The sequence below is a fragment of the Xanthomonas sp. NCPPB 4037 genome (assembly GCF_041475695.2).
Taxonomy (GTDB): domain Bacteria; phylum Pseudomonadota; class Gammaproteobacteria; order Xanthomonadales; family Xanthomonadaceae; genus Xanthomonas; species Xanthomonas campestris.
In genome coordinates this window covers 1,498,863-1,514,225 of record NZ_CM191261.1, presented here as the reverse complement: position 1 = coordinate 1,514,225, position 15,363 = coordinate 1,498,863, and the positions used below count along the sequence as shown (strand labels likewise).

Below are 15,363 nucleotides of genomic sequence, written 5' to 3'. Positions count from 1 at the left end.
TTCCAAAGCCTGGTGATTCACAATACCCAAGAAGGAGAGCCCCTCCGTTTGCCACAAGAACTATGTGGAGATACACTCCGGATATCAAGCAGCAGACCCACTGACCATGTCTCCCAACGTTCAGCCACGCCCTCCCCGAGCCGACGCCCAACGTAACAAGACCCACATTCTCGAGGTCGCCAGCGACGCGTTTGCCGAGGAAGGCATCAATGTTTCGATGGACAGCATCGCCAAGCGCGCAGGCGTTGGCCCGGGGACGCTCTATCGCCACTTCCCTAGCCGCGAAGCCCTGCTGGCCGCGCTTCTCGAAACGCATCACGCCAACATCGAGCAAGTGCGCATGGCCATCACTGCAGAAGAGCACGACCCAGGGTGTGCGCTGCAGCGATGGATTGAAGCGCTGGGAACTTGGATGAACGCCTACGAAGGTCTGCCGGAACCGCTACGGGCCGCATGGTGCCAACCGAGCTCGGTGTTGAGGCCGACATGCCAATCCATGGTCGAGGCCTCAAGCGTTTTTCTGCAGGCTGCACAGCGCTCCGGTCAGGCGCGGGAAACGTTGACCGGCCGCGACATCTTTCTGGCCGCGCTCGCGATCGCATGGGCAGGAGCTGCCAACGGCGGCGCGGATAGCGGCGCCCAACCGGTGCTGCAGGACGTCTTGCGCTCAGGCTGGGCGCTTTCGACTTGAAACGTGGTGCGTCTGTAAGGTGGCGATTCGCGCCCACCTCCACCGACGCCAAGGGCCTGGTGTAGGCAGACGACCATTGGCTTTACTCAACGACGGCCAACAACTGCGCCATCCGCGCAAGCCCCAACTCAAGCTCGGGCAACGACACGCCCCCTGCTCCCAGGCGCAGATGCTGCGGGCACGCATACGCACCACCCGACATCACGAACGTGTTGTACGGCGGCGCCAGCAGCTGTTTGCTGAAATCATCGGCGCTGATCGACAACTGCAGTCGTGCAAGCCCAAGCAGCCCGGCTTGCGGCGGTGTCCATGTCAGTGCGGGTTGTTCGGCGACGAAGCGATCCAGCAGTGCGATCCGTTCGCGCCCGACCGTGCGCGAATGCGCCACCGCCGCATCGAAGTGCTCCGGTCGTAGCGCGACCTCGGCCACCCGCTCGCCCAGCACGTTCATGATCTCGCTGGTGTTCTCGCGCAGTACCATCGCAGCGTTCAACAGCGCACTATCGCGCGTCACCATCCAGCCGGTGCGCAAACCCTGCAGACCCAGCAACTTGGACACGCTACCGGTGCTGATGCCACGCTCGTAGAGCGTGGCGATGCGCGGGGTCTCCTGCTCGGTCCACTCCAGTCCCCGATACACCTCATCGGAGACGACGTACGCACCGACCCGATCTGCTGCGGCAATGATGCGTTGCAGTGTCTGCGTATCTTCCACGCGCCCCGTGGGATTGTTCGGGTTGCACAGGAAGATGAGCTTGGTCTTCGCTGTCACCAGCGATTCGAGCTGCGCGATGTCCAACGCCCATCCGGATGCTTCCGTGCGCGCCACGCGCCTGGGAATCGCGCCGATCTGCTCGGCAAGCACCAGCGGCTGTTGCCAACCGGGCGCATCGATGACGAATTCATCGCCAGCACTCAACAACTGCGTCAATGCAAGGTAATTGGCTTCCTGCGCACCGGCGGTGATCAGCACATCGTCCACGCCGCAGCTGGGGCGATAGCCATATTGATCCAGTACCCGCTCGCGCAGGCTCGGCAATCCCTGGTAATCCTCACCCGACCAGTCCAGCGACAGTGCAGGATCGAGTTGCGACAGGAACTGCTGCAAGGGGGGTGAAGGCGATAGGGAATACGTCACGCACGCCTCGGGTTTGGCACGATGCGCGATGAGCCACTGTTCCCAAAAACTATTCGACGGTACAGGCATACGTAGCTTCCTTATCCCATGACGGCTGGGCAGACGCCCAAGCCAAGCGAGGCGTCGATGACAGCGCCGCGCAAGATGCGCGCTTCATCGCGACAAAGGTAGAAGCAGAGATCGGCGATCTCGCGCGGCTCGATCAGGCGGCCACCAGGCAGCGAGGCCTCCAGCTCCTGTCGCTGCTGCGTCGACAGCGCATTCAAGGTACTGGCCTGGAACATCGGCGTATCGGTGGCACCCGGACATACGGTGAACACGTCGATCCCGGTGCAGGCAAGCGTTGCAGCAAGTTGCCGGCCCAAAAACGCGACGGCCGCCTTGCTCATGCCATCGGCCGCACGGAAGCGCGGAAAGTGGGTGATGCCACCATCCACCGAACTCATGAACAGAATCTTGCCCTGCCCGCGCGCTTGCATGCCGGGAATCAGATCTTCGCTCAACCACAACGGCCCGATCGTGTTGACGCGAAAAAACGCCTCGTCCTGTTCCTTGTACGTGGCAGCCGCACGCTCCACGGTCTTGGTGCCCACGCCGGCGTTGTGGATCACGATATCCACCGGCATCGTCAAAGCTTGCATGAAAGCAGCGTGGCTCCGCCGATCGCCGACATCTAATGCATGTGCGTGGACACGATCGTCACCAAACGCCGCGACCAGGTCGAGTGCGCGGCGCCGGCTGTCTTCGCCTGGGCGGTGAGTGAATGTCACCCGGCAGGATGCGTTTGCGAACACGCGTATCAGCTCGATGCCGATGCCACCGGCGCCGCCGGTGATCAACACATGCTTGTCTTCGAAGCCGGGCTGTTTCATCGCATGACCTCAGTGGTGCGGCATTGATTGTTCGATTGCCTGTCATCAGGCGCCAAGCACTGCGCAAGTGGCGCATCCAGCTGCATGAAATCCTCCGCTGCGTTGTACACGTGCGCCGAAATGCGCAATGTGCGGTTAGTTCGATGCGGCCAGGGCGTCACCGCCACATCGATGCGATGTGCGTCGTAAAGCCAACGTTGCAACGACGCCGCGGCATCGTCGGGCGCATCGCTCGCGGCATCCGGCAGCTGGAATGCCACCATGCTGCCCACCATCGCATCGGGTGCAAGGCGCGCGAGCGGCAAGGCCTGCGCCAACCGCGCAGCGGCCTGCGTCACCAGTGCATCGTTGCGTGCGAACACCGCGGGCAACCCACCAGGCAGCAGCGTGGCCAGAAAATCAATCGCAGCGGGAATGCACAGCAAGGCAGTCGGGTCTGCCGTGCCCAGCCAATCGAATTCCAGATGCAACCGCGGCCGGCCCGGCGTTGCATCGCCATACCCGCGACTGATCACCGGCGGATGCAAACCATCCTGGCGATCGCGGCGCACATGCAGAAAACCCGCACCGCGCGGCGTGCACAGCCACTTGTGGCAATCCCCGGCGTAATACGCCGCACCGATGGCGATAACGTCGAGTGGCAGCATACCCGGGGCGTGCGCGCCATCCACAAGCGTGTCGATGCCGAGCGCTGCAAGGCGCTCGACCAGGCGTGCGATCGGGAACACGATCGCGGTCGGGCTGGTGACATGGTCGAGCACCGCCAGGCGGGTGCGCGCTGTCACCCGCTCAAGCACGGCATCGACGATCGCATCGGGATGTTGCACCGGTACCTTGACAGGCGCGACCATCACCTCGGCGCCGGTGCTGCGCGCAATGAAGTCGAGCAAATTGCGGCAGGAAAGATAGGCGTGGTCGGTGGTCAGAATCTGGTCGCCCGGTGCGAATATGCGTGAGCGCAGCACCGCGCTCATGGCGGTGGTGACATTGGGCAACAGCAGCAGATCTTGCGGGTCGGCACCGATCACCTCGGCCAAGCAATTCCGCGCTGTATCGAGCAGAGCGGGTAACGCGCGGAGCACGAATGCAGCCGGTTGCCGCTCCAGTTGTGCACGCAAGGTACTCTGCCGCTGCTGCACTGAAATCGGGCAGGCGCCGAGCATGCCGTGGTTGAGACATGCCACGCCCGGATCGAGCGAAAAATGCGCTTTGAAACGTGTCGGACTGACATCCAACTCCCACATGGACTGCATGGCGGACTCCATAACGGGCCAGGACATCACGCAAGTGGATGCGCAAAATCAACGCTGCGGTGTTGCTCGAGAACACGCAGAAGATCGCCTCTGGATGGAGCAGCCGGTGGCGACGGCTGCACACGCTCAAGGATGGAATTCACACGCTCCAACACCTCGGCTTGGCGAAAGATGGCCTCAGGCGCATCCAGCATTCCCGAACGCCGCGCCAGCGCTTGCCAAACAACCTCATCGTGGCGCGATGCCATCGCGATCTGCTGCAAGGTGATCGCATCTGCCTGCGTGGGTGGAGCCGGCGCGCCCGCCCAGAGCGCTGTGCGCACGCGGTCCTGCGCCGCGCCATCGTCATGCCACGGACGCACCAGATCCTGCGCCAGGGCGTCTGCCTCCACCGCAATCCGATGCGCATCATCCAGACCATCGCGCTGCAGCAGATCGGCGATGGCAAACGCATACCGCATCGCCAGCGACATGCCGCGCGTATAGGTCGGGTTGGTGATGCACAGCGCATCGCCGACCGCAATCGCACCCAACACGCGCGGGCGTCCTTCAACAAGCAGGGGGCGATAGCGGTTTTCGCAGAGCGGCCAGCGCAGCACACCCGACAGCGCATCCATGGCGCCGGGCGCAAGCCATGGCGCGATGCCTACATGCGACCGCGCCGCCGCGGTGAACGCGGCCGGCTCGGTGAACGCCTGCAAGGCCTTGTCGGCGTGAGGCACCATCAGGGTGATCGACGCGTAGCCGTTGTCGGCAGGGCAGACGATGCAACCACTCGATAGCGCGTAGCCACCTGCCGAAAAGCCCGCATCGAGCCGCACGCTCGGCCGCTGCACAATGCGATACCAGCGGGTGAAATACGCCAGACCGCAGCCTTCCACCGTTTCCTCGGGTGGATGCACACCGGCTGCCCGCAGCCACTTTGCGAACGACGACCCGCGACCCAGCGCATCGATGGTCAACGCCGCACGCAGATCGCCTTGCGAGGTGGTCACGCCCTCCACGACCGGGATGTCGGCAGAACGCATTAGCAGACCGGTCACGCTGGTCTGGTCACGCACACGAATAGTGCGCTCGGCCAACACGATCGGCCTAAGTACGTCCTCCACCAACGAACGCCGCACCGACAATCCAAACAACTCCGGGTCCGCGCAACGTGGCACCGCAATGGCACCTTGCAGTTGTGCTCCGAAAGGCATCTCGATGGCGCCCGCATCGATCAATGCTTGCCACACATCTGGTGCGCGTTCTCGTAACGTGCGCCGCCCGAGTGCAGCGAGTGCGTGGGTATGCCGCGCCTGCGGCGCTCCCTTTCGCCACCAATATTCGACGCTGTCGTTCCCGCTCGCCGGGTCGGACCGCTGCGCAGTCAACGCATCCCGCTCGACAAGCTCAACTTGCGCTCCGGTACGCGCAATCGAGAGCGCCGTCATCAGGCCGGCCACGCTGCCGCCAAGTACCGCGATGGGTAGCGCGCTCATGGATACAGCGCCGAGCGCGCGGCGTGTGCGCCAATTCGTATGGCACCTTGCGTTTTCTGTTTGGCTAAGCACGTTTGAGGACGTTGCGGCGAAGGCGCGCAAGTGTTGTCCACCAGCGCTGTGACATCCGAAGAAATATCCATCAAGCAAAGCCCTCCATCACGAATCCGTAGCCCGCACTCGATCGGATCTGGGGCACGGCAGCCTTGCGCAGCAACAGGGAACGCACTGTCCACAGCTCGGTGAAAATGCGGTAGCGCGCGGTCTGATCCAGATAGTCGACGCCGCTGGAACCCCCTGTGCCTATGCGGCGCCCGATGAAGCGCTCCACCATGCGGGCATGCCGCTGTCGCCAGATCAGCATGGCCTGCTCCAGCTCAAGCACGCTTTCGAGCAACGCATGCGGCCATGCAAGCTGCGGCAATTCGCGGTAGCTCTCTATAAAGAGCATCGCCGCACGTCCCGCACGCCGCGTTTCAAGCTCCGCATCGCTGGCCTGCGGATCGTCTTCGGCCAATAGAAATGCCTGTGCGCCAGCGTCTTCTGCCGCATAACGCGCCCTCAACTGCTCGATCTCTGCCGCAGCCAGGCCACTGCTTGCCAGCTTGAGTCGGCGATCATTCTCCGCACGCAGCGAGGCCAGGTACGCCTCAAGAAACCGCGTGATATCCGCTGGCGCATTCGAGCCGTCAATGGGCACGCGTGACAGCCAGTCGTACAGACAATGCTTGAAGCTTGGCCCATCGGCCGCACGTGCTTCGACGCGTTGCGCCGACGATGACGGCGCGCCACCGGGCAATTTGAGTGCATCCCGGTACGAGCACCCGTTGCCGATCAAAATACGCTGCGTGTCCTCCAGGCCCAACAGGATCTCGATTTTCACGCAATTGGGCCGACTGGAAACCGCTGGCTGGAGCCAGTCGCTCACGGAATTCCAGGAAATCCCGCGCGGTCATCGTCTCCATCAGCTGAAAATGCTGATTGGCTTGCCCGAATACCGAAATGGCGCGCTTTAGTGAGCGCACAGCCAGCACAATCTCCGGGCTATTGCTCGAATGCGCCGCCAGAATATTCCGCGACGAGCTCAGCTCACGCAAAATCAACTTGAACCATAGCTCATAGATCTGGTGTACGCTGATAAACAGCACCTCTTCATTATTGATGCCACGTTCGTCGTTATCAAAACCGCCTTGCAAGGCAAGCAACTGCTCGACCTTGATGTAATCCCAGTAATTGATCGCCTTCAATCGCTTTCCTCAGTGGATTTATCGCTGCTGTGACATTCACATCGATCAGGCCGCCAGCGCGAGGCAGCACCTAGGCGGTGAGAGAGGCTTTTTTCAATGCTTCCCACTCGGTGAGAGTTGCATAAGCGGCTTTCTCCAGATCGTTCCAGATTACGGTCTGGGCCACCTCGGGTTTGACGATCAATTCCATGCGGTGCCCGTTTGGGTCACGGAAATACCAGGAACGTGCCAGCTCTCCATGGATTCCATCTCCTGCCACGTCATGAATCACCGGGCCTTCGACCGCGACACCGCGCGCTTGCAAGCGTGCAGTGATTTCTTCGGCCCGGGCCTGATCGCGCACCTCAAGCGCCAGGTGCTGCGCCCAGTCGCCCGGCACCGGCACCAGCGGTTGTTCGCTTCCGAGCACCTCGAAGAAACAGATATAACTGCCGTCCTCCATCTCAAAGAACACGTTGTTATTGGTCGCCCTGAGCCCGGTGGATGGCACGTGGTCGATCAACGCGGCAGCAAACTTCAAGCCAATTGCCTGGGCGTAGAAATCCACGGTTTCTGCAGCGTCCCGGCAGCGATACCCCACGTGATGAAGCTTGCTCAACATAAGACCTCGCTTGAGTGATTCAAAATATTCAGGACCAGCTCACCCCTGCATTTTCTGCATTACTAATTTCGAATAAACCACCTCGCAGCACGAGTCTGCAATGAGCATGCATACCAACGAGGCATAAGATTATATATTTTACGACAGGCGAAAAAAATGCCACACGAAATACTTTCGAGAAAGTGACCGACAACAACTTGGAAAATCTTTCGCCAAGCCAATTCAGCAAAGCGTCCGTGACCCCACTGTCAGCAAAATAAAAAAAAATCTCCAAGAGGTTTTTATGATCGATCCATCACGCATTCCACGCATCCATAAATCACGTTTACGAAAAACAAGCGAGTTCCTTGCTATCTGCGGATGAGCTCGCAATGCGCACGCGACCGACATCACGAAAGACAACACAGGATTTTTTTGTGGCTCGCATCTCTTCGGTGAACGCAATAATCCATCTTGCTTACCAGGTATTAGCGAAAACAAATACTCGACTACAAAAGCATTTGCCTTGGTCCAAGAGTGACCGACAAAAGCCGTGGGGAGCGGTTCTCAGATGGGGATGGGCGGCGCACGCCAGGAGCCGCGACGCACGGCGCCATGGATGCCACACCGCGTACCGGCCGCACGCGTCTGGCGGTGAGCGCAATGGACTTGCCAGCCGTTCCGAATCCGCACGCGAGTTCAACCGTTCATCGTCGCGGCCTGCGCTCCAGCGCAAGCGATGGCTGCTTCCCAACAGAGCCCTAATCAGCGCGCCGGCTCGCACGTGCAACCCGCTGCGGTCAGCCTGCGGCCGACGAACTGAGGTTTTTTTGCCATGTCGGCTTAAACTTGCACCCTCCACGGCCAAATGCACTCCGGCCACCGCTCCTCTTCCGTTCCATCGCAACGGGTCTGTTGGTCGCGACAGCGCATTGGCCTTTTTCGCGCAGCGCCGCCACACCGGCGTAGCAAGGCCACCGCCACGCGCCGCTTGCGACCCATCGACCGCCAGATTTATCGACCGCCAGATTTCCGGACAACGTTCTTGCAAACCGCCGACACCAAAGACAAAACCAAACTCAGCACGGGCGCCGCCGAGCACACCCCGCTGATGAAGCAATTCTTCGCAGCCAAGTCGGACTACCCCGACCTGCTGCTGTTCTTCCGCATGGGAGACTTCTACGAGCTGTTCTACGACGATGCGCGCAAGGCCGCGCGTCTGCTGGATATCACGCTGACCCAGCGCGGCAGCTCCGGCGGTGCGCCGATTCCGATGGCTGGCGTGCCGGTGCATGCCTACGAGGGCTATCTGGCGCGCTTGGTGGCGTTGGGCGAGTCGGTGGCGATCTGCGAGCAGATCGGCGATCCGGCACTGGCCAAGGGCCTGGTCGAGCGCAAGGTGGTGCGCATCGTCACCCCGGGCACGGTCACCGACGAGGCGTTGCTGGACGAGCGCCGCGACACGCTGTTGATGGCGATCTCGCGCAGCAAGCAAGGCTATGGCCTGGCCTGGGCCGATCTGGCCGGCGGGCGTTTCCTGGTCAATGAAGTGGACAGCGTCGATGCGCTGGAAGCGGAAATCGCGCGCCTGGAACCGGCCGAGCTATTGGTGCCCGACGAAGACAACTGGCCGGAATTCCTGCGTGGACGCGTCGGCGTGCGGCGCCGGCCACCATGGCTGTTCGACGCCGATAGCGGCCGGCGTCAGCTGTTGGCGTTCTTCAAATTGCACGACCTGTCCGGCTTCGGCATCGACGACAAGCCCTGCGCCACCGCAGCGGCCGGCGCGCTGCTCGGCTATGTCGAAGAAACCCAGAAACAGCGCCTGCCGCACCTGACCTCGATTGCGATGGAAGTGGCCAGCGAGGCGATCTCGATGAACGCCGCCACGCGCCGCCATCTGGAACTGGACACGCGCGTGGACGGCGACACGCGCAACACGCTACTCGGCGTGCTGGACAGCACGGTCACGCCAATGGGCGGGCGCTTGCTGCGGCGCTGGCTGCATCGCCCGCTGCGGCTGCGCGAGGTGCTGGTGCAACGCCACCATGCGGTGGGCACCCTGATCGACCACGGCACCGATGCCGACATCCGTGACGCGTTCCGCGCGCTTGGCGATCTGGAACGCATCCTCACCCGCGTGGCGCTGCGCTCGGCACGTCCGCGTGATTTCTCCACCTTGCGTGATGGCCTGGCGCTGTTGCCGCAGGTGCGTGCGTTGCTGGCGCCACTGGATTCGCCGCGGCTGCAGACCCTGTTTGCCGAACTCGGCGAACACGATGCCACCGCGCATCTGCTGGTCAGCTCGGTGGCCGAACAACCGCCGCTCAAGCTCAGCGATGGCGGCGTCATCGCCACCGGCTACGACGCCGAGCTGGACGAGCTGCGCCGGCTGTCCACCAACGCCGACCAGTTCCTGATCGATCTGGAACAGCGCGAGCGCGAGAGCAGCGGCATCGGCACACTCAAGGTGGGCTACAACCGCGTACACGGCTATTACATCGAGATCAGCAAGGGCCAGGCCGACAAGGCGCCGTTGCACTACAGCCGCCGGCAGACGCTGACCAATGCCGAGCGCTACATCACCGAAGAACTCAAGAGTTTCGAAGACAAGGTGCTGTCGGCGCGCGAGCGTTCGCTATCGCGCGAAAAGCTGCTGTACGAAGGCCTGCTCGATGCGTTGGGCGGCACGCTCGAAGGGCTCAAGCGCTGCGCCGGCGCACTGAGCGAACTGGATGTACTGGCCGCCTTTGCCGAACGCGCGCAGGCACTGGACTGGTCGCAACCCGAGCTGGAAAGCGCGCCGTGTCTGCGCATCGAACGCGGCCGCCACCCGGTGGTGGAAGCGGTGCGCGACCAGCCCTTCGAGCCCAACGATCTGGACCTGCACCCGGACCGCCGCATGCTGGTCATCACCGGCCCGAACATGGGCGGTAAATCGACCTACATGCGGCAGAACGCGTTGATCGTGTTGCTGGCGCATATCGGCAGCTATGTACCGGCCAGCCGAGCGGTAATCGGGCCGATCGACCGGATCCTCACCCGCATCGGCGCCGGCGACGACCTGGCGCGCGGGCAGTCCACCTTCATGGTGGAAATGGCCGAAACCAGCTACATCCTGCATCACGCCACGCCGCAATCGCTGGTGCTGATGGACGAGATCGGCCGCGGCACCTCCACCTACGATGGCCTGGCCTTGGCCGATGCGGTGGCGCGTCACCTGGCCCACACCAATCGCTGCTACACGCTGTTCGCCACGCATTATTTCGAGCTCACCGCGCTGGCGGATGCCTCGCATGCCGGTGGCGGCAGCGGCATCGCCAACGTGCATCTGGATGCGGTGGAACACGGCGAGCGCCTGGTGTTCATGCATGCGGTCAAGGACGGCCCGGCCAATCGCAGCTTCGGCTTGCAGGTGGCCGCGCTGGCCGGCCTGCCGAAGGCGGCGGTGCAGCAGGCACGCCGCCGGCTGGCCGAACTGGAGCAACGCGGCGGCGACAGCCACGCCGCCGAGATGGCACCCGCCGCGCTGGATGCACCGCAGCAATTCGGCCTGTTCACCGCGCCGTCTTCGGCCGCGCAGGAAGCCTTGCAGGCGCTGGATCCGGACGAACTGACGCCCAAGCAGGCACTGGAAGCGCTGTACCGGCTCAAGGCGCTGCTCTGAAGCAGCGTAATCCGGCCTGTGGCGCGCTGATCGCGTCACAGGTCTGCGCGGACGCAATGCTGATCAACGCCTGAAGTAAGCCGCGCGCCAGATCGCCAACTTTTTTCTCGACAACGAACTGCACGTAACCAGTATCACTCTGGCCGTCACCGACATCGTGCCGCTGCTGGAACGCCACACGGCACCGCTATAACGCCCACCTGCGTTGCACGCTTGGCAGCGCTAGCAGCGCCACCTCAGGGATGCTGCCAGTTATTGCGTGCCGTACCGAAGACGCCACTACTGATTCCAGGAGCCGCGCAGTTCAGGCACTGCTACCGCAAGCTCTCTGCTGCAGCTAAAGCACCGCAACTGATCCCCAGCCGTCGCACGCTCCAGGCGCTGCCACCGCCCCCGCAGCGCACTCGCATCGACGCTCCGATACACGCCGCCCTACCCGCCCCGCACCATCTCCGGATTGCCCTGCGCGCCAGACAAGCGCACCCTGCCGCAACGCTTGCTCACCAGGATTCGGCACCGATGACCACCTCCGACTCGCTCACCTCGCAACTTGCCGCGCAACTGCAGGGCCCGCAGCTGCAGCAGCTCGCCAGCCGCCTCGGCATCGCACCGGAGCAGGCGCAATCGGCGGTGCAGACCGCCCTGCCCTTGCTGATGGGCGCGCTGGGCCGCAACAGTCAACAGGCCGGCGGCATGCAGGCGCTGGCCAGCGCGTTGCAGCGCGACCATGCCACCGCACCAGACCTCGGCAGTCTGTTGGGATCGCTGCTGGGCGGCTCGGCCAGCGGCGCGCAGGCCAATGGCGCCGGCATCGTCGGTCACCTGTTCGGCGACAAGGCGCCACAGGCGGCCGCGGGTCTGGGCCAAGCCACCGGCCTGGAACCCAGCAAGGCCAACCAGCTGCTGCAGCTGCTGGCGCCCATCGTGATGGCATATCTGGCCAAGCGCTTCCTGGGCGGCGGTACGGCCGACACCAGCCAGCTAGGCAACGCGCTGGCGCAGGAACAGAGCCATGTGCGCAACGACAGCAGCGTCGGCGGCCTGCTCGGCAGCGTGCTGGACCAGGATGGCGATGGCCAGCTCGGCCTGGGCGATGTGATGAAGCTGGGCGGCAGCCTGTTCGGCAAGCGCTGACGCCGCCGACCCCTGGGCACCCACGTCCTATCCATAGCGTGACGCTATCGATATGGTTGGATAATTCGAATTCCGCTAATGATCGGCGTTGTTTATCGTGTGCCCATACCCGTGTTGAGCCCGCCACCGATGCAGCCGCTGTCGTCCACACCCGCCGTCGTACAGCACCCATCGGCCGCCGCCCCGCCCTGACGCACCCGCGTCACCAACGTCGCCCAGATTCGCTTCACCACCGCCGCAGTCTTTCCACCAGCGCGCGCCCTCCGGCACGCAGCTCCCTACGTGCAGCCGCACCCAGGTAAATGCCATGACTACCGAAGCAAAGTGCCCCTTCAACCACAGCGTCGTCGGCGCCGGCACCACCAATCGCGATTGGTGGCCCAAGCAACTGCGCGTGGATCTGCTCAACCAGCACTCGGCCCGCTCCAATCCGCTGGCGGCGTCTTTTAATTACGCAGAGGCCTTCAAGCGTCTGGACCTGCAGGCGCTCAAGCAGGAGCTGCGCGCATTGATGACTGATTCGCAGGACTGGTGGCCGGCCGACTTCGGGCATTACGGCCCCCTGTTCGTGCGTATGGCCTGGCACAGCGCCGGCACCTACCGCACCGGTGACGGCCGCGGGGGCGGCGGCCGCGGGCAACAGCGCTTCGCGCCACTCAACAGCTGGCCGGACAACGTCAGCCTGGACAAGGCACGCCGCCTGCTTTGGCCGATCAAGCAAAAGTACGGCCAGGCGATTTCCTGGGCCGACCTGATGATCCTCACCGGCAACGTCGCGCTCGAGTCGATGGGCTTCAAGACCTTCGGCTTTGCCGGCGGCCGCGAAGACACCTGGGAGCCGGACCAGGACCTGTACTGGGGCCGCGAAACCAAGTGGCTGGGGGGCGATGACCGTTACGCGCACGGCTCGCCGGGCGTGGACCAGGCGCATGGCGTGCTGGTCAAGGACGACGACAGCGAAGTGCAGCACACCCGCGATCTGGAAAACCCGTTGGCCGCCGTGCAGATGGGCCTGATCTACGTCAACCCGGAAGGCCCGGACGGCAATCCGGATCCGCTGCTGGCGGCCAAGGACATCCGCGACACCTTCGGCCGCATGGCCATGAACGACGAAGAGACCGTGGCGCTGATCGCTGGCGGCCACACCTTCGGCAAGACCCACGGTGCTGCCGATGCCGCGCACGTGGCGGCCGAGCCGGAAGCCAGCGACCTGGAAAGCCAGGGCCTGGGCTGGCACAACAGCTTCGGCAGCGGCAAGGGCGGCGACACTATCACCAGCGGCCTGGAAGTAACCTGGACCACCACCCCGGCGCAGTGGAGCAACGACTTTTTCGAGCACCTGTTCGGCTTCGAGTGGGAGCTGAGCAAGAGCCCGGCCGGTGCGCACCAGTGGGTGGCCAGGAACGCCCAGGCCATCATTCCCGATGCGCACGACGCCTCCAAAAAGCGTCTGCCAACGATGCTCACCACCGATCTGGCGCTGCGCATCGATCCGGCGTACGAGGCCATCTCGCGCCGCTTCCACGCCAACCCGGACCAGTTCGCCGATGCCTTTGCGCGCGCCTGGTTCAAGCTCACCCACCGCGACATGGGCCCGCGCGCACGCTATCTCGGCGCGGATGTGCCGGCCGAAGAATTGCTGTGGCAGGACCCGATCCCGGCCGTAAACCATGCGCTAATCGATGCACAGGACGCTGCCGCGCTCAAGCAGACCGTGCTGAGCTCGGGCCTGAGCGTTGCGCAACTGGTTGCCACCGCCTGGGCCTCGGCATCCAGCTTCCGTGGCTCGGACAAGCGCGGCGGTGCCAATGGTGCGCGCATTCGTCTGGCCCCGCAGAAGGACTGGGCCTCCAACGAGCCTGCGCAGCTGGCCCAGGTGCTGGCCACGCTGGAGCGTATCCAGGCCGACTTCAATGCACGCCAGTCCGGTGGCAAGCAGATCTCGCTGGCCGATCTGATCGTGCTGGGCGGCAATGCCGCAGTCGAACAGGCCGCGCACGCCGCCGGCCACGCGGTCACCGTACCGTTCGCCCCCGGCCGCATGGATGCCTCGCAGGCGCAGACCGACGTGGAATCGTTCGCAGTGCTCGAGCCGGTAGCCGATGGCTTCCGCAACTACGCCAAGGCCCGCTACGCGGTGTCTGCCGAAGCGCTGCTGATCGACAAGGCCCAGTTGCTGACCCTCACCGCACCGGAAATGACCGTGCTGGTCGGCGGCCTGCGCGTGCTCGGCGCCAACACCGGGCAGTCGCACAATGGCGTCTTCACCACCCGTCCGGGCGTGTTGAGCAACGACTTCTTCGCCAACCTGCTCGACATGCGCACCGAGTGGAAAGCCACGTCCGAGACCAAGGAAACCTACGAAGGCCGCGACCGTGCCACCGGTGAGCACAAGTGGACCGGCACCCGCGTGGATCTGGTGTTTGGTTCCAACTCGATCCTGCGCGCGGTGGCCGAGGTCTACGCCAGCGCAGACGCACAGGAGAAGTTTGTGCAGGACTTCGTGGCCGCGTGGACCAAGGTGATGCAGCTGGACCGTTTCGACCTGGCCTGAGTGAAGCGCAGCACGCGCTTGCTGCGCGCGCTGTCATGGGCGAGCGCGATTGCTGCCGACACGTGACGCCACTGCAGTAACGCAAACGCCCCGGTTCGCCGGGGCGTTTGCGTAGATGGCATTGCGCGCGATTGCACTGTGGCTTCGCTACACATTAATGTACAGCGTGGCGCGCGCGGAATTGATGTTCTGTGGTGTTGCGTCGTACGGCCGATAGAGCGTTTAGACGCCAGGATTCCGCGTCGTACGGCTGAGTGATGAAGGCATGAGATGCGCTGCGCTTCATGCAACTCCGCCGCACGATCACCGGCCCGACAACCGCAACCGCAACCGCAACGCTACAACGCGTCGATATCACCCAGCGCGGTGATCAAGCGACGTGCGCGTTTATCCGGCTTGCCATCCGGCGGGCGATACCCGGTGCGCTCGGCGGCACGTTGCAGCCGCCACTGCGCGCGCGCTTCGCGCGATGCCTCGGTTTCCGTGTAGAGCGCCTGCGCCACCGGCGCCGGGCCGCGCGCCTCGCTCAGGGCCGCCACGGTGATCTCGAAAATTTCGCCGCCGCGGTCGATCCGCAGTTGCTCGCCAGTGCGCACTGCGCGCGACGGTTTAGGACGCTGACCGGCCACATCCACCTTGCCGGTATCCACCGCATGCTTGGCCAGGCTGCGCGTCTTGAAAAAGCGCGCCGCCCAGAGCCAGACATCCAGCCTGACCGTGACCGCTGATTCCACCTGTAGAGTCAT

12 protein-coding genes are annotated in these 15,363 nt (G+C 63.7%); 4 read left to right on the top strand and 8 right to left on the bottom strand.

Annotated elements, in window-relative coordinates:
* The first annotated feature begins 106 nt into the window (after positions 1 to 106).
* On the top strand, positions 107 to 691 hold the full coding sequence (locus tag ACCQ01_RS06775) for a TetR/AcrR family transcriptional regulator (RefSeq protein WP_016945359.1): 585 nt from the start codon (positions 107 to 109) through the stop codon (positions 689 to 691).
* Positions 692 to 773: 82 nt separating this feature from the next.
* Here the strand turns inward: ACCQ01_RS06775 and ACCQ01_RS06770 are convergent, their stop codons facing one another.
* From ACCQ01_RS06770 to ACCQ01_RS06740, 7 genes are all read right to left on the bottom strand, one after another.
* Positions 774 to 1,829, bottom strand: a complete 1,056-nt coding sequence (locus ACCQ01_RS06770) for an aminotransferase class I/II-fold pyridoxal phosphate-dependent enzyme (RefSeq protein WP_223647661.1) — start codon at positions 1,827 to 1,829, stop codon at positions 774 to 776.
* 80 nt (positions 1,830 to 1,909) lie between these two features.
* Positions 1,910 to 2,671: an SDR family oxidoreductase gene (locus tag ACCQ01_RS06765; RefSeq protein WP_323370328.1), complete on the bottom strand. Its 762-nt coding sequence runs from the start codon at positions 2,669 to 2,671 to the stop codon at positions 1,910 to 1,912.
* A gap of 26 nt (positions 2,672 to 2,697) precedes the next feature.
* The gene (locus ACCQ01_RS06760) at positions 2,698 to 3,945 is read right to left on the bottom strand and encodes an aminotransferase class V-fold PLP-dependent enzyme (protein ID WP_323370329.1); all 1,248 of its coding nucleotides are present in this window, start codon (positions 3,943 to 3,945) and stop codon (positions 2,698 to 2,700) included.
* Positions 3,946 to 3,980: 35 nt separating this feature from the next.
* On the bottom strand, positions 3,981 to 5,435 hold the full coding sequence (locus ACCQ01_RS06755; protein ID WP_116891592.1) for an NAD(P)/FAD-dependent oxidoreductase: 1,455 nt from the start codon (positions 5,433 to 5,435) through the stop codon (positions 3,981 to 3,983).
* 142 nt (positions 5,436 to 5,577) lie between these two features.
* The gene (locus ACCQ01_RS06750) at positions 5,578 to 6,135 is read right to left on the bottom strand and encodes a tryptophan 2,3-dioxygenase family protein (protein ID WP_323370327.1); all 558 of its coding nucleotides are present in this window, start codon (positions 6,133 to 6,135) and stop codon (positions 5,578 to 5,580) included.
* Positions 6,125 to 6,682, bottom strand: a complete 558-nt coding sequence (locus ACCQ01_RS06745; RefSeq protein ID WP_267132104.1) for a tryptophan 2,3-dioxygenase family protein — start codon at positions 6,680 to 6,682, stop codon at positions 6,125 to 6,127. Before ACCQ01_RS06745 ends, ACCQ01_RS06750 begins: the two co-directional genes overlap by 11 nt.
* A 70-nt stretch (positions 6,683 to 6,752) precedes the next feature.
* Complete coding sequence (locus ACCQ01_RS06740; protein WP_228433035.1) at positions 6,753 to 7,283, bottom strand: VOC family protein; 531 nt, start codon at positions 7,281 to 7,283, stop codon at positions 6,753 to 6,755.
* A 1,090-nt stretch (positions 7,284 to 8,373) separates the two neighbouring features.
* Here ACCQ01_RS06740 and mutS point away from each other — a divergent pair.
* The 3 genes from mutS to katG all read left to right on the top strand — a co-directional run bounded on the left by mutS (position 8,374) and on the right by katG (position 14,617).
* Positions 8,374 to 10,929: a DNA mismatch repair protein MutS gene (gene mutS / locus ACCQ01_RS06735; protein WP_228439395.1), complete on the top strand. Its 2,556-nt coding sequence runs from the start codon at positions 8,374 to 8,376 to the stop codon at positions 10,927 to 10,929.
* Positions 10,930 to 11,448: 519 nt separating this feature from the next.
* Positions 11,449 to 12,063 carry a DUF937 domain-containing protein gene (locus ACCQ01_RS06730; RefSeq protein ID WP_228433033.1) on the top strand — a complete coding sequence of 205 codons (615 nt, stop codon included), beginning with the start codon at positions 11,449 to 11,451 and terminating at the stop codon, positions 12,061 to 12,063.
* A gap of 307 nt (positions 12,064 to 12,370) precedes the next feature.
* The gene (gene katG, locus ACCQ01_RS06725) at positions 12,371 to 14,617 is read left to right on the top strand and encodes a catalase/peroxidase HPI (RefSeq protein WP_228433032.1); all 2,247 of its coding nucleotides are present in this window, start codon (positions 12,371 to 12,373) and stop codon (positions 14,615 to 14,617) included.
* A gap of 338 nt (positions 14,618 to 14,955) precedes the next feature.
* On the opposite strand, the gene ACCQ01_RS06720 is transcribed toward katG, so the two are convergent.
* Entirely contained in the window at positions 14,956 to 15,363 is a 408-nt protein-coding gene (locus ACCQ01_RS06720; protein ID WP_228433031.1) for an RNA-binding S4 domain-containing protein, read from the bottom strand.